The organism is Algibacter miyuki (genome assembly GCF_030409805.1).
Taxonomy (GTDB): Bacteria; Bacteroidota; Bacteroidia; order Flavobacteriales; family Flavobacteriaceae; genus Algibacter; species Algibacter miyuki.
Genome location: NZ_JAUFQP010000013.1, coordinates 273279 through 297203, shown reverse-complemented (window position 1 = coordinate 297203; position 23925 = coordinate 273279). Strand labels below are relative to the sequence as shown.

Annotated in this window: 23 protein-coding genes; 5 read left to right on the top strand and 18 right to left on the bottom strand. The window is 34.7% G+C overall.

What is annotated here, in order from left to right; translation table 11 throughout:
- Positions 1 to 164: 164 nt before the first annotated feature.
- From QWY92_RS13595 to QWY92_RS13565, 7 genes are all read right to left on the bottom strand, one after another.
- Entirely contained in the window at positions 165 to 317 is a 153-nt protein-coding gene (locus QWY92_RS13595; protein ID WP_290272173.1) for a DUF4295 domain-containing protein, read from the bottom strand.
- A 49-nt stretch (positions 318 to 366) separates the two neighbouring features.
- Positions 367 to 549: a 50S ribosomal protein L33 gene (gene rpmG / locus QWY92_RS13590; RefSeq protein ID WP_042500020.1), complete on the bottom strand. Its 183-nt coding sequence runs from the start codon at positions 547 to 549 to the stop codon at positions 367 to 369.
- Positions 550 to 574: 25 nt separating this feature from the next.
- Positions 575 to 814 carry a 50S ribosomal protein L28 gene (rpmB, locus tag QWY92_RS13585; RefSeq protein ID WP_290272170.1) on the bottom strand — a complete coding sequence of 80 codons (240 nt, stop codon included), beginning with the start codon at positions 812 to 814 and terminating at the stop codon, positions 575 to 577.
- Between the two features lie 77 nt (positions 815 to 891).
- Positions 892 to 2145 (bottom strand): CinA family nicotinamide mononucleotide deamidase-related protein, encoded by a 1254-nt coding sequence (locus QWY92_RS13580; RefSeq protein WP_290272168.1) that lies wholly within the window; start codon positions 2143 to 2145, stop codon positions 892 to 894.
- 6 nt (positions 2146 to 2151) lie between these two features.
- Positions 2152 to 2493: an Hpt domain-containing protein gene (locus QWY92_RS13575; RefSeq protein WP_290272166.1), complete on the bottom strand. Its 342-nt coding sequence runs from the start codon at positions 2491 to 2493 to the stop codon at positions 2152 to 2154.
- Positions 2494 to 3105, bottom strand: a complete 612-nt coding sequence (locus QWY92_RS13570) for a fumarylacetoacetate hydrolase family protein (protein ID WP_290272164.1) — start codon at positions 3103 to 3105, stop codon at positions 2494 to 2496.
- A gap of 265 nt (positions 3106 to 3370) precedes the next feature.
- Positions 3371 to 4144 (bottom strand): 3'-5' exonuclease, encoded by a 774-nt coding sequence (locus QWY92_RS13565; protein WP_290272162.1) that lies wholly within the window; start codon positions 4142 to 4144, stop codon positions 3371 to 3373.
- A gap of 58 nt (positions 4145 to 4202) precedes the next feature.
- Here QWY92_RS13565 and QWY92_RS13560 point away from each other — a divergent pair, with 58 nt between their 5' ends.
- On the top strand, positions 4203 to 4853 hold the full coding sequence (locus QWY92_RS13560; protein WP_290272161.1) for a glutaredoxin domain-containing protein: 651 nt from the start codon (positions 4203 to 4205) through the stop codon (positions 4851 to 4853).
- A gap of 2 nt (positions 4854 to 4855) precedes the next feature.
- Here the strand turns inward: QWY92_RS13560 and QWY92_RS13555 are convergent, their stop codons facing one another.
- The 3 genes from QWY92_RS13555 to recR all read right to left on the bottom strand — a co-directional run bounded on the left by QWY92_RS13555 (position 4856) and on the right by recR (position 7994).
- Positions 4856 to 6187 carry a dihydrolipoamide acetyltransferase family protein gene (locus QWY92_RS13555; protein ID WP_290272160.1) on the bottom strand — a complete coding sequence of 444 codons (1332 nt, stop codon included), beginning with the start codon at positions 6185 to 6187 and terminating at the stop codon, positions 4856 to 4858.
- An 84-nt stretch (positions 6188 to 6271) separates the two neighbouring features.
- Complete coding sequence (locus QWY92_RS13550) at positions 6272 to 7366, bottom strand: glycosyltransferase family 2 protein (RefSeq protein WP_290272158.1); 1095 nt, start codon at positions 7364 to 7366, stop codon at positions 6272 to 6274.
- A 10-nt stretch (positions 7367 to 7376) separates the two neighbouring features.
- Positions 7377 to 7994, bottom strand: coding sequence for a recombination mediator RecR (gene recR / locus QWY92_RS13545; RefSeq protein ID WP_290272156.1), 618 nt, complete (start codon positions 7992 to 7994; stop codon positions 7377 to 7379).
- A 126-nt stretch (positions 7995 to 8120) separates the two neighbouring features.
- On the opposite strand from recR, the gene QWY92_RS13540 reads away from it, so the two are divergent.
- Entirely contained in the window at positions 8121 to 9587 is a 1467-nt protein-coding gene (locus QWY92_RS13540; protein WP_290272154.1) for a sodium:solute symporter, read from the top strand.
- Here the strand turns inward: QWY92_RS13540 and QWY92_RS13535 are convergent.
- The 7 genes from QWY92_RS13535 to QWY92_RS13505 all read right to left on the bottom strand — a co-directional run bounded on the left by QWY92_RS13535 (position 9584) and on the right by QWY92_RS13505 (position 17611).
- Positions 9584 to 9946: a CoA-binding protein gene (locus tag QWY92_RS13535; RefSeq protein WP_290272152.1), complete on the bottom strand. Its 363-nt coding sequence runs from the start codon at positions 9944 to 9946 to the stop codon at positions 9584 to 9586. The two genes, QWY92_RS13540 and QWY92_RS13535, sit on opposite strands and share 4 nt — an antisense overlap.
- A 728-nt stretch (positions 9947 to 10674) precedes the next feature.
- Positions 10675 to 12546, bottom strand: a complete 1872-nt coding sequence (locus QWY92_RS13530) for a B12-binding domain-containing radical SAM protein (RefSeq protein ID WP_290272150.1) — start codon at positions 12544 to 12546, stop codon at positions 10675 to 10677.
- Between the two features lie 145 nt (positions 12547 to 12691).
- Positions 12692 to 13372 (bottom strand): Lipl32 family lipoprotein, encoded by a 681-nt coding sequence (locus tag QWY92_RS13525; protein ID WP_290272149.1) that lies wholly within the window; start codon positions 13370 to 13372, stop codon positions 12692 to 12694.
- A gap of 120 nt (positions 13373 to 13492) precedes the next feature.
- Positions 13493 to 14110, bottom strand: a complete 618-nt coding sequence (locus tag QWY92_RS13520) for an SIMPL domain-containing protein (RefSeq protein WP_290272148.1) — start codon at positions 14108 to 14110, stop codon at positions 13493 to 13495.
- Positions 14111 to 14140: 30 nt separating this feature from the next.
- Positions 14141 to 14560 carry a hypothetical protein gene (locus QWY92_RS13515; RefSeq protein WP_290272147.1) on the bottom strand — a complete coding sequence of 140 codons (420 nt, stop codon included), beginning with the start codon at positions 14558 to 14560 and terminating at the stop codon, positions 14141 to 14143.
- A 368-nt stretch (positions 14561 to 14928) separates the two neighbouring features.
- Complete coding sequence (locus QWY92_RS13510; RefSeq protein WP_290272145.1) at positions 14929 to 15573, bottom strand: response regulator transcription factor; 645 nt, start codon at positions 15571 to 15573, stop codon at positions 14929 to 14931.
- The gene (locus QWY92_RS13505) at positions 15563 to 17611 is read right to left on the bottom strand and encodes a tetratricopeptide repeat-containing sensor histidine kinase (RefSeq protein WP_290272143.1); all 2049 of its coding nucleotides are present in this window, start codon (positions 17609 to 17611) and stop codon (positions 15563 to 15565) included. Before QWY92_RS13505 ends, QWY92_RS13510 begins: the two co-directional genes overlap by 11 nt.
- A 321-nt stretch (positions 17612 to 17932) precedes the next feature.
- On the opposite strand from QWY92_RS13505, the gene QWY92_RS13500 reads away from it, so the two are divergent.
- The gene (locus tag QWY92_RS13500; RefSeq protein WP_290272142.1) at positions 17933 to 20248 is read left to right on the top strand and encodes a type IA DNA topoisomerase; all 2316 of its coding nucleotides are present in this window, start codon (positions 17933 to 17935) and stop codon (positions 20246 to 20248) included.
- A gap of 19 nt (positions 20249 to 20267) precedes the next feature.
- Entirely contained in the window at positions 20268 to 20897 is a 630-nt protein-coding gene (locus tag QWY92_RS13495; RefSeq protein WP_290272140.1) for a pseudouridine synthase, read from the top strand.
- 209 nt (positions 20898 to 21106) lie between these two features.
- Here QWY92_RS13495 and QWY92_RS13490 read toward each other — a convergent pair whose 3' ends face one another.
- On the bottom strand, positions 21107 to 22111 hold the full coding sequence (locus QWY92_RS13490; RefSeq protein ID WP_290272138.1) for a 3-oxoacyl-ACP synthase III family protein: 1005 nt from the start codon (positions 22109 to 22111) through the stop codon (positions 21107 to 21109).
- A gap of 368 nt (positions 22112 to 22479) precedes the next feature.
- Here QWY92_RS13490 and QWY92_RS13485 point away from each other — a divergent pair, with 368 nt between their 5' ends.
- Positions 22480 to 23925, top strand: coding sequence for a RimK family ATP-grasp domain-containing protein (locus QWY92_RS13485; protein WP_290272136.1), 1446 nt, complete (start codon positions 22480 to 22482; stop codon positions 23923 to 23925).

The window sequence follows — 23925 nt, the reverse complement described above, 5'->3', positions numbered from 1 at the left end:
ACGTAATACTCTTTTTAAGATAACGATACTAGTTACTCTTGTCAAAATCCTTACCACATTTTTTTACTGCTAATATGTCAGTTAAATCGGCGTTTTTCAAATATAAAAATAAAAAAGCTGCTTCCGAAAGGAAAGCAGCTTATAATATTGTCTAACAAGTTCTATTACTTTTTAGCTAAAAAGTCTGATACTTGATCTGGATTCATGATAGATTCAACAAACATGTAAGCTCCTGTTTTTGGAGACTTTACCATTTTTATTGCTTTTGTTAATCTTTTAGATCCTGTTTGTAATGATGCTACGGATTTCTTTGCCATGACCTATATATTTTTAAGGTATTTGAAATTTTATTGCTAAAATTTCTAATTATTTAATTTCTTTATGCACTGTCATACGCTTAAGGATAGGATTAAATTTCTTAATCTCCATTCTATCTGGCGTATTCTTTTTGTTTTTCGTAGTAATGTAACGAGAAGTTCCCGCTTGACCAGATTCTTTATGCTCTGTACATTCTAATATCACCTGTATTCTATTGCCTCTTTTTGCCATTTCTTTATATTTTTAATACAGCGAATTACTTCGTTAAAAATCCTTTAGATTTTGCATCTTTAATTGCTGCAGAAATACCTATTTTATTAATTGTTTTTAAAGCAGATGTTGAAACTTTTAAAGTTACCCAGCTGTCTTCTTCTGGAAGGTAAAAACGTTTCTTTACTAAATTCGCATTGAATTTGCGTTTAGTTCTGTTTAATGCATGAGACACGTTGTTTCCAACCATCGCCTTCTTTCCTGTAAGTTCACAAACTCTTGACATTCTATATAACTTTAAATTTTGTTGCTTAAAATCGAGGTGCAAATATATAAAATCTTTATGGTATGACAACCAAATTTTTATCTATTTTTTAATATTTCTTTTAGTAACATTTCAAAAGCCTTGTTAGCCCCCTTGTTTATTACCTTTAATCTTAAGTTGCCTAACATAAATTTTTCTGAATAAACTCCTGTTTTTGTAGCTATTGCAATATAAACGGTACCCACCTCAACATCCGAATCGCCTTTTGTTGGACCTGCATTTCCGGTTGTGGCAATTGCATAATCGGTTTTAAATAGGTCCAAAACATGCTGCGCCATAGATTCGGCTACCTGAGAACTCACTACAGAATGTGCATCAATATCGGTTTTTGAAAGCCCTAAAACATCAATTTTAGATGCCGTAGCATAACTAATTACGCTTCCTTTAAAGTATGCCGATGCACCAGAATTTGCCGTAAAACGCTCGGCAATTTTTCCGCCTGTACAACTTTCGGCCGTGGCCACAGTTTTACCTAATGCGGTAAGTTGTTTACCTATAATAATTTCGATGGAATCATCTTCTTCCTCGAAACCTACAAACTCGTCTTTTATTAATGGAATTAATGTCCCTAACTGCTTCTGTACATCTGCTATCACAGCTTCTTTATCAAAACCTTTGCTTGATAAACGTAAACGCATATTACCTAAACTAGGCAAATAAGCGAGTCTTATATGGGATGGTAATTGGTCTTCCCAGGCTTCAATTCGGGCAGCCAAAGTACTTTCACCTAAACCATAAATTAATAAGGTGCGGTGTAAAATATACGGACATTCAAATTTCTCTGTAATTCTCGGCACTACTTCATTATCAATCAAGTCTTCCATTTCAAAAGGCACGCCAGGTAGCGATATAAAAACAGTGTTATTACGCTCCATCCACATGCCAGGAGCGGTTCCTAAAGTATTCATTAAAACAGTCGATTTAGAAGGTACTAAAGCCTGATCTAAATTTACCTGAAGCAAGGTTTGCCTCACATATTTACTCCAAAGTGTTCTAATATTGTCTTCCACGGCAGTACTTCTAACTAAAGTATCATTAAAATATTCTGCAATGGTTTTTTTTGTAATATCGTCCTTTGTTGGTCCCAATCCACCGGTAATGATAATAATATCGACCCGTTTTTCAGCTTCTTCAAAAGCTTGAAGAATGTGTTGTTTATCATCTTGAATAGACGTAATCTGATAAACCGAAACTCCTATTTTATTAAGTTGTTTTGCAATATAAGCAGAATTAGTATCAATAACTTGCCCAATTAGGAGTTCGTCTCCAATGGTTATAATTTCTGCCAGCATGATAAACTATAGATTAAAATCCGACTTAATTTCTGCTACCGTTTTGTCTACTGCATCAATCACAATAGCTAGTTGCTCCTCAACATTGACGTCCTTTTGAGTAAATTTACCCCAATCCTGAACTTCAATTAACTTATCCAGCACACCCAATTCAAACAAATCGATGGTTGGTTTCATTTTGTGCGCCGCTTGGTAGGCTTCAGTATAATCTTTTTCGGCAACTGCTTTTTTTAAACGCTCAGCATCTTCGGGTACTTCTTCCAAAAAAGCCTCGGCCAATGCAGCGACAAAAGACTCGTCATTATCCGCTAATTCTCTTACTCTAAATAATTTGTAGTGTTGTTCCATTTATTTAACTGTTATTGAAAACATCTCATTATCTCCTATAAATCCTTTTAACTTATCCTCTGCCAATACTTTACCAACTCCTGCTGGCGTACCTGTAAATATAACATCTCCAATCTTTAAAGTAAAATATTTCGACACATATTCTATTAAATCATCAATTTTCCACAACATGTGGCTTGTATTTCCATTTTGTACAACAATATCGTTCTTTTTTAAAGAAAACTCAATATTATCCACATTATCAATAGTATCCACAGAAATCCAATTTCCAATTACAGCAGCACCATCAAAGCTTTTAGCTTTTTCCCAAGGGAGTCCTTTTGCTTTTAATTGAGCCTGCAAATCTCGGGCTGTAAAATCGATACCTAAACCAATTTCATTGTAATATTTATGCGCAAATTTCTTATCAATATGCTTCCCTACTCTATTTATTTTCACTAAAATTTCCACTTCATAATGTACATCGTCCGAAAAATCAGGAATAAAAAACGGTTGCTTTTTAAGTAAAATCGCCGTATCAGGCTTTAAAAACACCACCGGATCTGTAGGTTTCTCATTATTTAATTCCTCGATGTGTTCGGTATAATTCCGACCAATACAAATAAGTTTCATCCTTTATTAATTTTAATTTGGGCGTTACCTTTATCCTGAAAAAAGTTCAGTTTAAAGGTCGGGCTTTACGTTGCAAGTCCGCGCACTTCCTTCGTCAGGCTGTGGGCTTTCCTCTGCAATCCCTAACGCGGTTGTCAGCATACAGTATTCAGTACGTTAGATTGTCTAAAAACAAGTATTTAGTTTTCAATTCTAATCTAGCACAATTTCAACTTCTGTATAACATTTCTATACGCTCTTTTATTAACTCTTAACTCTATTTTTTTTAAGCCTTCGTATTTAAACTACGTAATTTAATAGCGGTAAGCACTTTTTTAGTGTATAACGGAAAATCGGCATTCAATAACCAGCCAAAATATCCCGGTTCACTTTCTAAAACATCGGTTACTAATTTTCCTTTATGCTTTCCGAAAGAAAAACATTCTACACCATCTTTATTATAATTTATAAATCCTGCAAAATCGGCAAATTTATTTCTAGAACTAAATTCAGCTAAAAATTTGGTATTATTCTCCAAATCATCATAACGCTCAATCTGCGCTTTTAAAATTTCGTAAGTCGCATTGGTATCTGCTTCAGCACTATGCGCTCCTTCCAGATTTTCATTACAATAAAATTTATATGCAGCACTAAGTGTGCGTTGTTCCATTTTATGAAAAATAGTTTGCACATCTACAGCTAAACTGCTTTTCATATCAAAATCGATATCTGCACGCAGTAATTCTTCTGCTAATAAAGGAATATCAAATCTATTAGAATTAAAACCCGCTAAATCGGCGTCCTTAATCATACCGTAAATATCCTTAGCAAGTTCCTTAAAGGTAGGTTCGTTTGCTATTTTTTCATTGCTAATTCCATGAATATCTACCACCTCTTGCGGAATAGTCATTTCTGGATTTACCAACCAAGTTCTACTTTCTTTATTTCCGTTAGGGTAAACTTTAAGAATAGAAATTTCGACTACACGGTCTTTAGATATATTGATTCCTGTAGTTTCTAAATCGAAAAAACAGATCGGCTTTGTAAGGTTTAACTTCATTTTTTATTAAATGTTTTTACAAATATACTTTTAAAATTTGTTTAAATTTGTTCGTATTATGAATTCAAACCACAAAACAACATATTCTTTTCTTCTATTACTTTTATTTTCTTTCTTCAGTTTTGCTCAGCAAACCAAGAATAAAAATGTAGAACTTGTTAAAAAACAAAATGGTAAACGCTTAGAGTTTTATGCCAAAAATAATGACTCTGTAAGCTATTCTATTTTTTTACGCATAGAAACCAAAGATTACAGAAGAAGCAGTAACCGGCCTGTATTAAAAGTTATCCCTGCCAACAGCGAAAAACATTTAATTACACTTATAAAGCTAACCGATAAAGTGGGTGACTATAACGAGCAATTTATTGTCAATGAAATTAGCCAAAACCTAAGTTTCCGTAAAGATTTTGATGATTTCCAGATTAATATAGACGATGCTTTAAAAACTGAAGACATCACTATTTTTGAATCTGAAAACTGTGCCTTGTGTAACGACGCCAAAAATCTGTTTAACGATTATCAAATAGCATTTAAAACTAAAGATATTAAGGCGCATCAACAAGAATTAGAACAACTTTTAAAGCATACCGAACAAACTACAGATGTTATAAAAAACGCGACTTTTATACTTAAAATCAAGGCGTCTATATACACCAACATCACTACAAAAACCGCGCTTATAGATACTATAAACAATTACAATAAGTAAGTTTATATTTCTCTGTTAACGTCCCAGGCTTCTAAATAATCGGTAACCGCTTTTACAAACATACCGCCTAAAGCGCCATTTACAACACGATGATCGTAAGAGTGCGATAAAAACATTTTGTAACGAATACCAATAAAATCACCTTCCGGAGTTTCAATAACCGCAGGCACTTTTCTAATAGCGCCCAATGCTAATATCCCTACTTGTGGCTGATTGATAATAGGTGTCCCCATAATACTTCCAAAGGTTCCCACATTAGTTACAGTGTATGTTCCTCCTTGAATATCGTCTGGTTTCAATTGGTTTAAACGCGATCTTTTAGCCAAATCGTTAACCTGCTTGGTCATACCAACTAAGTTAAGCTGATCGGCATTTTTAATAACGGGAACTATTAAATTACCATCTGGCAAAGCTGCTGCCATACCTAGGTTTATATTTTTCTTCTTTACAATAGTATCTCCCTGAAGAGAAATATTCATCATGGGATACTCACGAAGTGCTTTAGCAATAGCTTCCATAAAAATAGGTGTAAAGGTTAAGTTTTCACCTTCACGTTTCATAAAGCCATCTTTAACTCTTTTTCTCCAATTCCAAATATTAGTAACATCGGCTTCAATAAAACTCTGCACATGTGCCGAAGTTTGAACGGACTGCACCATGTGATTCGCTACCAACTTACCCATTCGGGTCATTTCGATAATTTCATCTTCACCTGTTGAAATAACAGGATTTGATACTGCTTTTGGAGCCTGTTGTGCAACCTTAGGAGCCACTGGGTTTGTTGGCGCTGCTATTTTTTCTGGAGCAACCGTTTGATTAGCTCCTTTATTTTCAACGTAACTTAAAATATCCGTTTTAGTAACACGATCATCTTTACCAGTACCAACAATGTTGTCTAATTCAGATTGCGACACGCCTTCCGCTTTAGCGATGTTTTTCACCAAAGGCGAATAAAAACGAGTTTCACTAGATGCTAATGGTGCAGCCGTTTCTTTGGCTACCTCCACACTTTGCTCTATCTCCTTTACAGCTTCGTCCTCATCATCAGATGCTTCATCTTCAGTAGCTGCTATACTAGCAACTTCAGCATCTCCCTCAATTTCAATAATGCCGATGACTTGCCCAACCTGAACAACATCATCTACATTAAAAAGCTTTTCGACTAAAACACCATCTACTTCACTCGGAATTTCGCTATCCACCTTATCCGTTGCAATCTCTAAAACTGCTTCGTCTAATTCTATAGTATCTCCAACTTCTTTTAACCAAGAGGTAATGGTTGCCTCAGCAACACTCTCTCCCATTTTAGGTAACTTTAGTTCAAACTTTGCCATATTATTAATAAAATACTTGTTTTTTAGTTTTACAATGCAAAATTAATGAAAAAACATCAATTTCATTAAACAAATCACACAATACTATTTAAAATCTATTACTTCTCCTCTACTAAATCCATTATTGCTTCCAATAATAAAATGCGATTGGTTTGGTAATATTTTAAAGGTTAATTCTTTATCTGCATTTTTAATATGCTCAATAATATCTTTATAAGACATTATGTTGGCATCGAAAACAACCTCAGCTCCTGTTTTAAAATCGCCAAATGCCGACTGTAAATTCATTTTACTTGGAAGTTTCTTTTGTAATGCTTCGTTTTCACTTTTTGAAACAAAAACATATTCTGAAATCGCTTTGATTTCCTTTGTTCCTGATCGTCTAAAAACTAAGGCTAATTTAATTCCTAACCAAACAACTAAATCAAAAATCACGTTTTGCTTAAAGTGCTTTTCATAAAATATTTGCATAGCACCAAAAAAGCGACGTGCATAACGACTGTCCTTCAGTGTGCTTTCACCTTTAAAATGAATAACTGTTGTTTCGCCGTAATAATAATTTTTATAACCTGCCTTTATAATCTTGTAAGATAAATCGATGTCTTCACCATACATAAAGTAATCTTCATCAAAACCGCCAACAGCTAAATAAACATCTTTTTTTATTAGCATAAATGCGCCCACAAGAACATCAACTTCACCAATAGCATCGGCTGTTAGATGATTGGCATAATACATTTCAGACATTCCTAAAATTTTCTTTAATGCTACCGAAACTGTTGGAACGTTACGTTTACTTTCAGGTAAAAATAAGCCGCTCCCGTTGATTAATCTACAACCTACAAGACCTAGATTTTCTTTTTTCTCAGAAAAAGCTAAGAGTTTTGTAAAGGTATCTTCAGCAACCACCGTATCCGGATTTAAAATGCAAATATATTCTCCTTTTGCTATTGAAACACCTATGTTATTTCCTTTTGAAAAGCCTAAATTCTCTTTATTCTCGATGAGCTTTACTTCTGGAAACACACGTTTTACCATGGCGCAACTATCATCACTAGAATCATTGTCAACCACAATAATTTCAGCATCAATTTCAGCAATTGCCGCTTGTGCACTTTTTAGAGCCAATTCTAAAAAGTAGCGCACATTATAATTAAGGATGACAATTGAGAGTTTCAAATAATAAAAATTACAATTTTAATGAGGATTCAAACGGAATTCTATTCACAATGCTTCGACCTAAAGTAATTTCATCGGCGTATTCTAATTCGTCCCCAACCGAAATTCCTCGGGCAATAGTTGATGTAAACACATCGTAATCTTGAATTTGCTTATAAATATAAAAATTTGTGGTATCCCCTTCCATGGTTGAACTTAACGCAAAAATAAGTTCTTTAGCTTTTCCTTCTTTCACCTTAGCCACTAAGGATTCTATATTTAAATCGTGCGGACCAATACCATCCATAGGAGAAATTTTACCTCCAAGAACATGGTACAAGCCTTTATACGAACTAGTGTTTTCTATAGCCATAACATCTCGCACATCTTCCACCACGCAAATTACGCCTTCATTTCTCGACGGATTAGAGCATATTTCGCACAACGCAACATCGCTAATATTATTGCACGATTTACAAAATTTAACTTCCACACGCATGGTTTTTAATGCCTCGGCCAAACCAATAGTTTGCTCTTTAGGTTGCCTTAACATATGCAAAACTAAACGCAGCGCCGTACGCTTACCAATACCTGGTAATTGAGACATCTCATTTACAGCGCGTTCTAATAATTTTGAAGAGAATTCCATGATTGCGAAATTACTATTTCGCAAGGATATTCGCTAATTTTAAACCACACTTTTAAATAACCACATTAGAGCTTGTTTATTGATGTTTTATATTCGTATTTTGAAAAACTTACAATTTCATTTTTTATGACGGCCACACAAATACTTTTTTTAATCGCTGCTTATTTTTGCGTATTAATTTTAATATCATATTTCACTGGAAAAGAAGACAGTAACGATGCTTTTTTCAAAGCTAACAAATCGGCGCCTTGGTACTTAGTTGCTTTCGGCATGATTGGCGCATCGCTTTCTGGCGTTACTTTTATTTCAGTTCCAGGTTGGGTTGCTGGTTCTCAGTTTAGTTACATGCAAGTCGTTTTCGGTTATTTGGTGGGTTATTTGGTAATTGCCTACGTACTCATGCCCATATATTACAAAATGAATGTTACCTCCATTTACCAGTATTTGGAAAATCGTTTCGGTGTTGTAAGTTACAAAACAGGTGCGTTTTTCTTCTTTATTTCTCGGGTTTTAGGAGCCGCATTTAGATTGTATTTAATAGCTATTGTATTGCAAAAATTTGTTTTCGACGATTTTGGAATTCCGTTTGTAGTTACCGTGAGTATTTCTATTTTATTAATATGGCTTTACACTTTTAAAGGCGGCATAAAAACCATTATTTGGACCGATACTTTGCAAACCTTATTCATGCTTACCGCTTTAGTGGTTGCGGTTTATTTAATTACCGATAAATTGAACTGGAGTTTTGCCGATTTTTTCGCTTCGGAAGAATTAACCAAATACAACAAAATCATGTTTACCGATTCTATTTTGGCTAAAAATCATTTTATAAAATCGTTTTTGGGTGGTATGTTTATCGCGATTTGTATGACGGGTTTAGACCAAGATATGATGCAAAAAAACCTGAGTTGCAAAAGCTTAAAAGATGCTCAGAAAAACATGCTCTCCTTTGCATCAGTTTTAATCGTTGTTAATTTTATGTTTCTTTTATTGGGAGCTCTTCTATTTATTTATGCGGAAAAAAATCAAATTGCCATCCCTACTTTAGACGGCAAAGTAAAAACCGATTTACTATTTCCTGAAATTGCATTAAATGGTGGATTGAGTATTACTTTGGCTATTTTCTTTTTACTAGGATTAATTGCCGCAGCTTACAGTAGTGCCGATTCGGCTTTAACCTCTTTAACCACTTCTTTTTGTGTAGATTTTCTAGGTATCGAAAAACGCGAAAAACACGTACAAAAAGGTTTACGTAAACGTGTACATATATTAATGAGCGTACTCTTAATTATTGTTATCGTTATTTTTAAATACGTATTAGACAGCAACGTTATTGATAATTTGCTAAAAGTTGCAGGCTATACCTACGGCCCTTTACTGGGGTTATTTGCCTTCGGAATTTTCACAAAATACACTATAAAAGACAACTATGTTTGGTTAGTAGCACTACTATCTGTACTAATCTCTTTTATTATTGGAACCATACCGGCAGAACGTTTAGGCGGCTACGTGATTGGTTACGAATTACTCATTATTAATGGCATCCTGACTTTTATTGGATTACTATTAATTTCGAAAAAAAGTAAAGCCTAAAACTGATTGATAGATAACAAAACCAAGGTACAAGCTTCTTCAAAAGCGATGTTATTTGCTTCTAAAAGCTTGTAGAATTCTGGGTTTTCGGTTCCAGGATTAAAAATAACACGTTTCGGATTTAAAGAAATAATATAATCAAAATAATCGGCTTGGCGCTTAGGGTTAAGGTACAAACTTACCGTATCGATATTTTGATAAGCCACTTTATCGGTATCGATTTCTACGTTAGCAACAACTCCTGCGCGTAAACCAATGGCTACAACTTCATTATTATGAGCCACTAATTTTTTAATAGCTCTATTGGAATAGCGGTCTGATTTTAATGACGCGCCGATAACTAATGTTTTTTTACTCATTTTTTAAATATTTTATATTCCTTTTAGACGACATATACAACGCTGCCTTACTTTCCCTGTTTCCTTCTGAAAATATCGAGACTAAAAAACCTCAGCCATAAAGTGATTATTACGTTATATATGTTTATTTCCCTTTATTGAACGCTTTCTGAAACGTTATTTTTTCAAATTTATTCTAAAAAAATAAAATAAACCTCGTCAAAATTCGTTATATTACACGTAGACAGTGCTGTACGAGTAAAAATTATTTAGAGTTAGTCACCTTCACAATACATAAATCGTACAACACGTAATTGTCTTACATGATAAAGCCCGAATTTAAATTCGGGCTTTGTGCATTAACAGCCCTAAACGTTAAAGAGTGTTAAAGTTTTTATCTTTTTGCAATTTCCGAAACTATTTTACGTCTTACTATTTAATATTCTTCACTAGTGTTAGTTGAAGTTATGATTAATAGCTAGAAAACCCCACGACTTTATGTTTTGGGGTTTTTGTTTGTGTTTCTTTTTGAGATTATAATCCGAAAAAACATAGTTATTATGATTCACTTGTTTTTAAGAACGTTTATAGACCGGTATTTTATTTCGAATAGACTTTAACCTTACGGATACACCTGCGTTAAGGATTGCAGTGGATAGCCCATAGCCCGACGCAGGAGGTGCGAGGACTTGCAACGGAAAGCCTGACCTTTATCCTGAATTTGTTTCAGGATAAAGGTAACGCCCAAATTATTTTACGGTTAATGCTTCTAAAAAACTTTCGATTAAACCATCGGGATGGCTTGTTGGTGGTATAGGGAAATCGAACCAGTTTTGCAGATTATCTTGCAGCCCAGCCGAATTTAAATAATTGTGTAAAGCGAGGTTTAACCCCTTAGTATACTTGGGATGGTTGGCACCTTGTGCATCTTTATGGTACAAATCGTTTTGTGCAAACCCCTGGAACACAGGACCTGTTATCTCGATACCAAAAGCTTCGGGGTTTTGCCCAATAGGACTATGAATGGTGGTGGTAAATTGGTGCCAAAATGCCGATTGAATACAGTTTTTTTGAAATAATTGCCTAACTACTTCGAGAGAATCGATGGTTTCTTGCTCGGTTTGAGTGGGAAATCCGTACATGAGATAAGCATGCACCATGATATTATTTTCCGAAAAATGATGGGTTACTCGTGCCACTTGTGCTATATCAACACCTTTTTTCATTTTAGAAAGCAAACGATCTGAAGCTACTTCTAGCCCGCCAGTTACTGCTATACAACCCGATTGCGCCATGAGTTCGCATAACTCGAAACTAAATGTTTTTTCAAACCTAATGTTAGTCCACCACGTTATTTTTAAGTTTCGTTCTATTAGTGCTTTTGATAGCGCGCGTAACATTTTTGGAGGCGCTGCTTCGTCCACAAAATGAAAACCTGTAATGCCGGTATCTTTTATTATTTTTTCAATTTTATTGACTAAATCTTCTGCGGTAGTGTTTTGGTAATTACCTATATAATCTAGGCTTACATCGCAAAAAGAGCATTGTTTCCAGTAGCATCCGTGGGATATGGTGAGTTTATTCCAACGAGCATCAGTCCACATACGGTGCATAGGATTTACCACATCTAAAAAGGAGACGTATTTATCAAAAGGCAAACCCGAATAATTTGGTGCGGGTAAGTTTTTATGATGATAAATGGTATTTGGCGTTTTATTCTTGTAAACCACTTTATTATTTTCGAGTACAAAGGTGCGCTCTAGTTGGTTTATATCAATTTTTCCGTCGAGATAGTTTATCATTTTTAATAACGGACCTTCGCCATCATCGAGTGAGATGAAATCGACAAATTCGAATATTCTAGGATCTTCTAACGCGCGTAACTCGGTATTGCAATACCCCCCTCCAAAAGCCACGTAAATATCTGGAAAAAGTTGTTTAATAAATTGTGCGCAACGTAAGGCTGCGAATAAATTCCCCGGAAAAGGAATCGTAAAACACACTAAATTAGGTTGATGAGTTTTAATTTGATCCACCAAAATATCGAGCATTTCCTCTTCGATAAGTGTGGGCTGATAGCTTAAAAACTCGTCTATTTGATCGAAACTACTAGCCGAAGTTGCAATTTGCTCAGCGTATTTGGTGAATGCAAAAAACTCATCGACGTTGGCTTGTATAAAATCGCCTATTTCTTCAATAAAAAGTGTGGCATGGTGTTTGGCTTTATCAATAACACCAATATCACCAGCTTCCCATTCTATTTTAGTATTGACATGTTTTAAACGGTGTCCTGGTGGTAAAAAATCGGGTTTTAATATGCTTTGAGCAGTTTCAATATCATGCTTTTGAAGAAATGCAATAACAGGATCGACGCACGAGATGTAGCGCGATTTCATTTTGCTTACTTCGGGATAATTGTAATTACCCAAATCCTTAGCTTCTTTAAACATGGCACGCAAAAAATCACTTTTAAAAACAGCAGTAAACAGCTCGATACTTAAATCGCAGTGCGGCATAGAAATATCGTGTATTTCCAGAAAGCCTTTTAAATAGGCGGTTGCTGGATAAGCGGTATTTAGCTGCGTAAACGGAGGCGTTATAAAAAGGGCTTTGGATTGCATGCTGCAAAGATAGCTTTCTTTAAAATAAAAGGGTTTAAATATACTGTTTTTATAAATTAACGTTGATATAAATGATAAAAACAAAACACCTCTTTACATACATAAAGAGGTATTTCTAGAGGGTTAATGGATGCCTGTTTTTATACTATAGTCCTTTTTTAAGTTCTTCTATGGTTTTAGCCATAACAACTCCTGGTAATTTTACTGGTGCTGCTACTTCTGCTAAAAAGGTTCCTTTTACTTCACCTCTTTTGTAAGTTGTAAAACCAATACGGTATAAACCGGCAGTTAATGCTTTTGTTGGGCTACCAACTTCACTTTTATATCTTAATAATGAGTTGTAGCTGCTTCCACTTGGTTGTGCAGGCATTTCGCTACTATCATCGTTACTAGCAAGTGTAGTCCATGTTGCGTTTTTAGCACCATCTACAGTAACACCTTCTTTTGTGAATATAGAAGAACGCTCTAAAGTAATGTATGTATCAAAATAATCGCTAGACGATGCATTAGCTTCATATTCTGAAGAACTAATAGCGTCTTTAATTTTTGTTTTAGCTACAGGAGAAAGCATTCTTACTCCTAATTCTGGAGCTACAGCAGGGACCCATAAATAAATATAGTAGAATTTTTTATCGTCTACAATGTTGTCTTCATTACCTGGCGTAGCGTATCCTAAGTATGATATCACATCAGTGTAAGGTACTTTTATTGTTTTTGGTCCAATTTTCTTTTCAATAGAACTTCCAAACTTTTTTAATTTTTGTGCTTCTGCGTTAAACATGCTACAGAATGCGAATACTGATAATACTGTTAATTTAATTTTCATGATTTTTGTTTGAATTTGTTAATTATAGACATCCTTTAATTTTTTTAAGGGCGGCGAAAGTAGTTAAATAATACAGGCTTAATACCGAAAAACCTTACTGAATTTTTATTTTTTTAATATTTAATTAAGCTCGAATACTACGGTTACATCATAAGGCTGCGTTGTGATTATCCCATAATTTTGAATATACTGTTCGTTAGTATTTGAGTCTGATATATTTACAATATCACCAACCGTTTTATTCATTTTTTTAGCAATTGCTTTTGCTTTTAATTTAGCATTAGCTATAGCTGCTTCAGAAAGCTCTACCAACTGGTCGTTAGTCAATTCTTTAGCCAATACTTCGTTATATACAATAGTCATCCCTGCCAAATTAAGTTGAATAATTTTTCTCACTTCTTCTATATCATCCGTTGTAAAACTATAGTAAGCAGATTCTCTGTTTTGACTGTAAGACATCGCTAATTCGTAATATGTGTTTCTTCGGAATCGGCTAAAATCAATTCTTAAGTCGGCCAGTTTATCGGCGTAGTTTTTTGTTACATCAGCTAAAGATGTAGCCTCCACCTCTTGTTGTCCGCCATGATAAATAACTTGTTGCAACCCGATTAAAACGGTATAACCACTCTCTTGTACTGTTTTTTTTGTTTCACCAATAACGGTAATGGTATTTTTATGTTCTTGTGCGATAAATGGCAACGTGAATAATAATGCTGCGAATAGGATAAATTTTTTCATAATAATTTGATTTTTTTTAGTGTGTTTTAATTAAAAGAATAAGATAGAAGCAACAATCATCCAGGCGCCTACAAATAGACCTACGATTCCTAACTTCCCTTGTTTTGGCGCTAGTTTTTCTCTAAGAACCATAGCCTTTTCTTTAGCAGCTTCGTTTTTAGATAAAACCAGTTTGTTAATTAAGCTAAAGCCTAGCATGAAACCTAAAACGGCTTGCACAGCACTTCCTGCTAATAAAGTGGCCCACCAAATTGGGAATGTTGTAATCCAGCCTAAGTTTAATATTGAAAAAATAATACCCCAAACGCCGTAGAAACACAAAATAAGTCCGATCCAACCTTGATAAGGCTCAATTTTTTCTAGAAGTTCTTTTGCGTTAGGTTTTTTTGATAATAATAAAGAAGGTACTGCGATGATACTTAATAAGATTAATGTAATTCCGAAAGTCATAATGTTGTTTTTTTTAATGGTTGTTTTTTATTTGTTTTTTTTGAATAACACCCAAAGCTTTTTTATGTTTTAACTTGTGGTGTGCCGTATTTCCTGGTACAAATGTATAGCAATACACACCTTAGAATAACCCCGTATTTGGTGAAAACGAATACCCTGAAAACAGGGTGTTTCAACGTAAAACACTAAAAATCAAGATACAATGAAACGAGGCGTTTTAATATTATTCTGTTTGTTAGGTTAAAACGCCAAAAATTAGCGCCATTAGAATAAAGACATCCTCATTAACAGCTAAATGAAGATTTTTACAAAAAAAAAGACTCCCTAAATTAAGGAGCCTTTATATGAATGATGATTTATTTTGTAATTTAAGAAGATACGTAACCTTTTTTTATGGCGTATTTGGTAAGACCAGCAAGATTTCTAACATTCAGTTTTGTAATTAAGTTTTTACGGTAACTTTCTATGGTGTGTTTACTTAAAAAAAGCTGATCGGCAATTTCTTGAGTTGTAAACTCTTCAGCAATTAACGAAATTACTTCAACCTCACGTTTGGTGAGTTTAATTTCCTTTTCTTTATTTTTTTCAAATTTGTTTTTCAGATAGATGTCTTTTATTTCTGAAGAAAAATATTTTTCGCCACCTAAAATAGTTTCTATAGCCTTTAGAAACTCTTCCTTTTGCGCGTTTTTCTGAAGATAGCCATCCACATTACTTTCAATAAGATTATCTATAATTTCCGGAGTATTGTGCATGCTTACCACTAGCGTTTTTATACTGCTCGAGGTTTCTTTTATCCATTTATTTAGCGCTATACCATCCACTTCAGGCATGGTAACATCGGTAATTACAAGGTCTATTCTTTCTTCAGTATTTATAGATATATATTTTTTAACATGGCCACCGTGCTTTGCGGTAAACAAAATATTGTAATTACTTTCTGTTTTAAGAATGCTTAATAAGCCATCTAAAAACATTTTATGATCGTCTGCTATAATTAGGTTATGCTTCATTTGTATGGTTTTCTATAGGGATTTCTATATTGATATTAGTGCCACGGTTTGGGCTTGCATCAATATGAATAATCCCTTTATAATTTTCTACTCTACTTTTTATATTTGTTAGCCCAATACCCAATGTGGTTTGCGAGACATCAAAACCATCGCCGTTATCTTCATAAACAAAAAACAGGCAGGCGTTTAATAAATCGAGCTGTATGTCTATTGCTGTGGCATTAGCGTATTTTAGCGTGTTGGTAGTGAGTTCCTGAAAAATGGAAAACAACTCATTTTGTAATATTTTATCCAACTCATTAATTTTATCTTCATCATAAAAAGAAACCTGTATGGCAATATTACTGGCTTCTTGCACGGTGTTTATGTATTCGTTAATTAAGGATACAAAATCGTTTTCTCTTATTTTTTTTGGTAGTAAATTATGCGATAAATTTCGTACTTGTTCGTAAGTATCATCTAATTGACTATAAATTAAATTGACTTTATCCGGATGATTAGCAAGCTGACTGAATTGCAATTTTATAGCTGCCAAATTTCCACCAATGCTATCGTGCATTTCTTGAGCTATCTTTTTTCGTTCATGGTCTTGACCGCGAATAGAAGCTTTAATCAGTTTTATTTCTTGATCTTTTTTTAAGGAACTCACTCGTTGGGCATTAATTTCTTTTTCTTTTAAATTAAGCAAACCTTGGGCTTGTAATTTTTGATAATAAATAATTAAAAGACCAACCGTGGGCACCAATAAAATGAAAAACGCCACCAGAACAATATATTTTATCGTCTTTTCTCTATCTAACTCCAATGCCTTTAATTGCTCTTTTTCTTTAAGTAAAGCAATTTCGTTTTTACGTTTCTCAACACCGTTTTGTAATTGTAAAACCCGATTTTCATTTTGCTTTGCAATAATAGCTTCCTGAAGTTTGTATTTTTCTATATCGGCATCTTTATTCTTAATATTTAAACTCTTATTTAAGTTTTCTATTTTTAATAATTTTATGGTTTTTTCCTTCTGAAGTGTTTCAAACTTCATTTCTAATTGGTTAATTTCTTTTTCCTTTTGTAAATTATCAATAGAGTCTTTTATCTCATTATAGCGCTCGCCGTAGATATACGCGTTTTTATAATCGTTTCGCCTTGCCGAAATTTTCTCCAACATCATATAACTATGCATTTGGATATTTAATACACCCAAGCCCATCGCTTTTGTTAAAGCACTTGCATAAATTAAAAGTGCTTCTTCGTTTCTATTTTCATTGTATAAAACAGTGCCAATTTTATCATCTAAAATAAGTTCCAAATTGACTAACTTATTTTTACGACTTTCCGTTTTCGCGTCTTCATAAGTGTACAGGGCTTTATTGATGTCGCCATTATTCAAATAATTATCACCTATATTTATAAGAATACTTATTAAAGCTTGTTTGTCGTGCGTATTTCTCTCACAAATCGTTTTAGCTTTTTGCAAATAAGTATTCGATAATTTATACTGATATAACGAAGAATATATGGATCCTAAATTGATATAACTTCCTAAAATAATTTCTGGATCTTTAGAGTTTTTAATACAATCTTTAAAAATACCTAAAGCTTCTGTCGTTTTATTTAGCGCAATATAAGTGCTTGCTAACCCGTGCAAATGCGAATAATACAGATTGGTTTCATGATGCTTTTCACTTAATTCAATACCTTTTAAATGCCATTTTTTACTTTCATGAAACAACCCTTTATCTTTATTATTAATAGCCAATAGTTGGTAAGCCAATATAGTAAGCCGAGCCCCTAAAGAGTCGTTTACAACACTTTTATGTTTAAGCGCTTGGTTGGTGTAATAAATAGAAGAATCTATGGCCGCATATTTATTATGGTAATGCGCCAATAATAAATTGGCATTGGCAATAGCTTTATTGCTTTTTATGTGGCGTAAAATATGATGAGATGCTTGGTACGCTTTTTTATCGGCTCCATTATTAAAATAGTAAAAAAGTGAATCGACCTTTTCGTTTTCTAACTGAACAGACCCCGCCGTTTGTGCCATACACACAGTGGTACAGCATAAAATGAGAAATGCAATAATAAATTTTAAATTAAAAGGCATTTGCAAATGTAGGAATTGCCCAAAGCATAACCACCCCCGAATACAGGGATTTGCCAACTTTTTTGAAAAAGCCAAGTATTACTTTAGCTACACAAATGCAATTCAAAAAAATAACCAACTAAATAATAGCGATTTATAAGAAAACTCGAATAAATTTATCATTATCCAGAGATTTAAAAATCGTTAATAACTCCTAACAAATCCTGGTTTATATACGCCCCAAAATTCTTATTTTGCACCCTCTATTTTAAACCCCAATACGTGAAAGTCTGTATAGCTGAAAAACCAAGTGTTGCCCGCGAAATTGCTACTGTTTTAGGAGCGAACACTAAACGTGATGGCTATTACGAAGGTAATGGTTATGCAGTTACATACACCTTTGGACACTTATGCACATTGAAAGAACCCAATGATTATAAGCCCTATTGGAAAAGTTGGGATTTAAATAATTTACCCATGCTACCAGAAAAATTTGAGACTAAAGTAGTCGCAAATGATGGTATCCAGAAGCAATTTAGAATTGTAAAAAGTTTATTTGATAAAGCCGATGTGGTTATAAACTGTGGGGATGCTGGGCAAGAAGGAGAACTTATTCAACGTTGGGTGATGAACGAGGCCGAATATAAAGGTAAAGTACAACGTTTATGGATTTCCTCTTTAACTACAGAAGCCATAAAAGAAGGATTTCAGAATTTAAAACCTTCGGAAGATTACGATAATTTATATTATGCTGGATTTTCTAGAGCCATTGGCGATTGGCTTTTAGGTATGAATGCCACCCGATTATATACCGTAAAACACGGTGGCTACAAACAAGTATTATCGGTTGGGCGTGTGCAAACACCAACATTAGCCATGGTTGTTGGCCGATTTAAAGATATTGAAAACTTTAAACCTCAACCCTATTGGGAATTACAAACCCTATATCGCGAAACCCTTTTTAGTTATGAAGAAGGCCGTTTTCTTAAAAAAGAAGATGGTGAAGCTATGGCTAATAAAGTAAAGGAAAGCGAGTTTGAAATACAATCGACTACCAAAAAGAAAGGCAAGGAATATGCGCCAAAATTATTCGATTTAACCGGACTACAGGTATATTGCAATACCAAGTTTGGGTTTTCGGCAGATGAAACGTTGAAAATTGTTCAGAAATTGTACGAACAAAAAGTAGTAACTTACCCTAGAGTAGATACCACTTTTTTACCAAATGATGTCTATCCTAAAGTCGCTGGTATATTGCAAAAACTAACCAGTTATGCCGCTTTAACAGAACCGCTTTTAGGGAAGAAAATAAAAAAATCGACTAAGGTTTTTAACGATAAAAAAGTAACCGATCACCACGCTATTATTCCAACCGGGATTCAAATTAATTTACAGTACAACCAACAACAGGTTTACGATATTATAACCAAGCGCTTTATTGCGGTTTTTTATGATGAATGTATTGTATCAAACACTACGGTTTTAGGTAATGCAGCCGATGTTGTTTTTAAAACTACAGGAAAAGAAATTTTAGAAAAAGGTTGGCGTGTTGTTTTTGAAAACCCGAATGCGAAAGAAAAAGAATCGGGTATTTTACCAACCTTTGTTAAAGGAGAAAAAGGCCCGCACGAACCTTCATTTTTAGAAAAGGAAACCAAACCGCCAAACCAGTTTACAGAGGCTACTTTGTTACGTGCTATGGAAACGGCAGGTAAGCAGGTAGACGATGAAGAATTACGAGATTTAATGAAAGAAAACGGTATTGGCCGACCATCAACACGAGCCAATATTATTGAAACACTTTTTAAAAGAAAATACATAAAACGAAACAAAAAGCAAGTATTGCCGACTGTTACGGGTATTTTGCTAATTGACACCATCCAGAATGAATTGTTGAAATCTGCCGAACTTACAGGTTCTTGGGAGAAACAATTAAAAGATATTGAAAAAGGCACTTATAGCGCAGGTGCGTTTATAAAAAACATGAAACGCATGGTAGATGCTTTGGTTTACGAAGTGCGAAGCGAAACCAAACGTGCCAATATTTCGCAAGCCAATGTGGTAAAAAGCCGAGCCGCAAAAGCGACGGTGAAAAAGCAAGCCGGAATTATGGCAGAGGTTTGTCCGAAATGTAAAAAAGGACAACTCTTAAAAGGAAAAACAGCTTACGGTTGCAGTGCTTATAAAGACGGCTGTAAATTTGTATTACCTTTTAGTTTTGGTGAAAAGAAAATTTCTGAAAAGCAATTTATACGCTTACTTCAAAAAGGATCTACAGTGAATTTAAAAGGTTTTAAAACCGATGCTGGAACGGTGGAAGGTTTACTTCGTTTTGATGACGATTTTAAACTGAAACTAGAACCAAAAGTAAAAGCCAAAACGAAAACCAAACCCCAAACAGCGCAACCAGACGATGATAAATTAACTTGCCCAAAATGTAACACAGGCAAGGTTATGAAAGGAAAAACAGCTTATGGGTGTAGCGCGTATAAATCGGGTTGCGATTTTAAAATGACCTTTGATACGGTTAAATCTAAAATTAACGGGCAAACGCCAACGAAAGCGCTAGTGTATCGTATTCTGAAAGGAGAATTGTAAATCGTATTATTTTATTAAAATGACCGAAAACCATTCTGAACACACTATTAAACATAAACATTTCATAATTTATAAACCCTTTGGGTATTTAAGTCAGTTTTACTCTAATTCTACACAACAAAAACGCAAAAAATTTCTAGGCGCACTTCATGATTTTCCAGAAGGAATTATGGCCATCGGACGTTTGGATGAAAAATCGGAAGGTTTATTACTTTTAACCACTGACGGAAAAATGAGCGATTTTGTAAATAGCCAAAAGGTTGAAAAAGAATATTATGCTCAGGTTGATGGCGATATTTCTGCGGAAGCTATAACGGCACTGCAACAAGGTGTTGAAATTGGTTTTGAAGGTAAAAAATACCAAACCAAACCGTGCAAAGCGTTTAAATTAGAGACCATTCCGGATTTACCCACACGGCAACAAAAAATTAGAGATGATAGACATGGCCCAACATCTTGGGTTTCGGTAACGTTGAACGAAGGTAAGTTTAGACAGGTTCGGAAAATGACTTCGGCTGTGGGATTTCCAACCTTGCGTTTAGTGCGCGTTCGCGTGGGAAACATTCAGGTGAATACTATGCAAATTGGTGATGTTATTCCGGTGGACGTTTTTAGTTTGAGTGATTCGGCTACCAAGGATAATATGTAAATTCATATTTACATCAGTTATACTTTTCTCGCGTTGCCGATAAATTTCAGCAAATATTAGATACCTTTTAGTACGTCTCCTGTTTAGCGGATTAGCTCGCGTTAAGGATTGCAGTGAAAAGCCCACAGCCCGACGTAGGAGGTGCGAGGACTTCCAGCGGAAAGCCTGACCTGCAAGGGAACGCCAAAAATCTTAATATTCTAAACTTTTTACCATTTTATAATGGCACTTGCCCAAGTAAAACCACTTCCAAAGGCGGCTAAAACGACGTTATCGCCGGGTTTGATTTTGCCTTCTTCCCAGGCTTCGGTAAGCGCTATAATAACGGATGCGGCGGTGGTGTTACCGTATTTTTGAATGTTATTAAATACTTGATCGTCCTGCAATCCGAACTTTTTCTGAATAAATTGAGCAATACGTAAATTGGCTTGATGCGGAATTAACATGTTGATGTCTTCCTTTTGTAAGCCATTTTTCGCGAGCCCTTCCATGATGACTTCGCTAAAACGCACCACAGCGTGTTTGAACACGAATTGACCATCCATGTATGGAAAATAGGTTAAATCGTCGTCTCCAGCAGCCTTAATTTCGGGAACCCAATGGCCAATACTTGGGGATTCTACTATTAATTTATCGGCATATTTACCTTCACTATGTAAATGTGTGGAGAGGATACCTTTGTTGTTATCTTCTTCACGAGAAAGTACGCAGGCGCCGGCACCATCGCCAAAAATTACGCTTACGCTACGACCTCGCGTAGTTTTATCGAGTCCGTTACTGTGATACTCGGCTCCAATGACCAAAATATTTTTGTACATGCCGGTTTTAATAAACTGGTCGGCCACAGAAATAGCATACACAAAGCCGGAGCATTGATTACGCACATCGAGAGCGCCAATGGTTGGCATATCGAGCATGTCTTGAATTTGCACACCACAACCAGGGAAATAATAATCGGGACTTAGGGTAGCAAATACAATAAAATCGATATCGTCCTTGGTTAAACCGGAGCGTTCTATGGCAATTCGGGCAGCTTTTGCTCCCATAACGGCCGAGGTATCTTCGGTGCCTTCTTTAATCCAGCGGCGTTCTTGAATACCTGTGCGTTCTTGCACCCAAGCATCGTTGGTATCCATTAACTTAGACAAATCGTCGTTTGTCACCACGTTATCAGGTAAGTATTTACCTAAGCCAGTTATTTTTGAATTGTACATATTTAGAGTCGATTAGAAAGCCAAAATACAACAACTGGCGGTATTCTTCAAATTTCAATTGACATTTTAAAAACCTGCTTGTATTTTTCAATTAGCTTATAAAATACAGCTCGCTCTAAGCTTACTTAATATGATATACTTATGGCTCTTTTTATCTTCATTTTACAGATTAGAACTTTTGTTTTTAGTTATGCATATAATCGACTTAAAGTACCACAAAACCTCAAGACTAACCGCTAACTAAAAACCAGCACAAACAGCTAAAATCCAACAACTTAATATGCCGAAAAATTATTTTATCACTTTGTAAAACCTATTAAAAAATAAAGTACATTCGTGTAAAATATACACCGCTATCATGCACTTTAATGAATAAATATATTGTTGTTAATCAACCTGAAAAATGGAAGTTTTCTATTAACAATATTACCGTAATTTCTTCTCAAGAATACCTCACGGATTTAAAATTTTCGCAAATTAAAAAAGCTAGAATTTTTAATTTATGTAAAAACTACAACTATCAAACTAAAGGATACTATGTATCTTTATTAGCCGAAGCACGTGGCCATAGCGCCATTCCGACGGTGAAAAACTTAGTGGACCTAAAAGATTTGAAACTTGTGAAAATTGTTTCGGAAGATTTTGATAATGTCATTCAGCAAAGTTTAAAAAACATTAAATCTCGCGAGTTTGTTTTAAGCATTTATTTTGGACAGAATGTGGCGCAGAAATACAAAGAATTAAGCAGCTTGTTTTATAAACATTTTCAGGTGCCTTTTTTGCGCGTGAAGTTTTCGTTTAATAGCAAATGGCATATTCAGAGTATTAAGGCCATTTCGGAATCTGAAATACCAGAAGAACATTTAGAGAGTGTTTATGAATTTGCAAATCAGTATTTTTCTAAAAAAAGATACGACACGCCAAAACTAACACGATCGGATTTTGATTTGGCCATTTTGGTAAACCCGAATGATCCGGCGCCACCAAGCAATCCAAAAGCCTTAAAAAAGTTTATTGATATTGCTGAAAAAATGAATATTTACGCCGAAATTATTGAACCTAAAGATTTAGGTCGACTCACCTCTTTCGACGCCCTATTTATTAGACAAAGCACCGAAGTAAATAATGAAGCTTACGCCTTTGCCCGAAAGGCACAACAGGAAGACATTGCTATTATAGACTACCCCGATGCTATTTTAAAATGCTGCAATAAGGTCTATATGGCTGAAGCATTAAATAACGCCCATATTGACACACCAAAAACGGTTATTGTACATAAAGAAAATAGGCACGATGTTTTAGCACAAGTGGGTTTACCTTGTGTTTTAAAAGCACCAGATTCAACCTTTTCTTTTGGAGTAAAAAAAGCCAAAACAGAAGAAGAGTATACGGCATTAGTTGATGAGATGTTAAAAGAATCAGACTTGATTATTGCTCAAGAATTTTGCCCTTCGGATTATGATTGGCGTATTGGAATTATTGACGATGAAGTCTTTTATGCCTGTAAATATTACATGGCCAAAGGACACTGGCAAATTTATAACTGGAAAGCTAAAAAGAAACAAGAACAAGATGGCGACGCCGAATGTTTACCGATTGAAAAAGTGCCGAAAAAAGTTTTGAAAATGGCTTTAAAATCGGCTAAATTAATGGGCAAAGGCCTATATGGAATTGACATCAAAGTGGTGAACAATAAACCGATGGTAATAGAAATTAACGACAACCCAAACATCGATTTTGGTGTGGAAGATGAATATTATGGAGATTTAATTTACACCAAAATTTTATCAGCATTAAAAACAAGAGTACAGTAA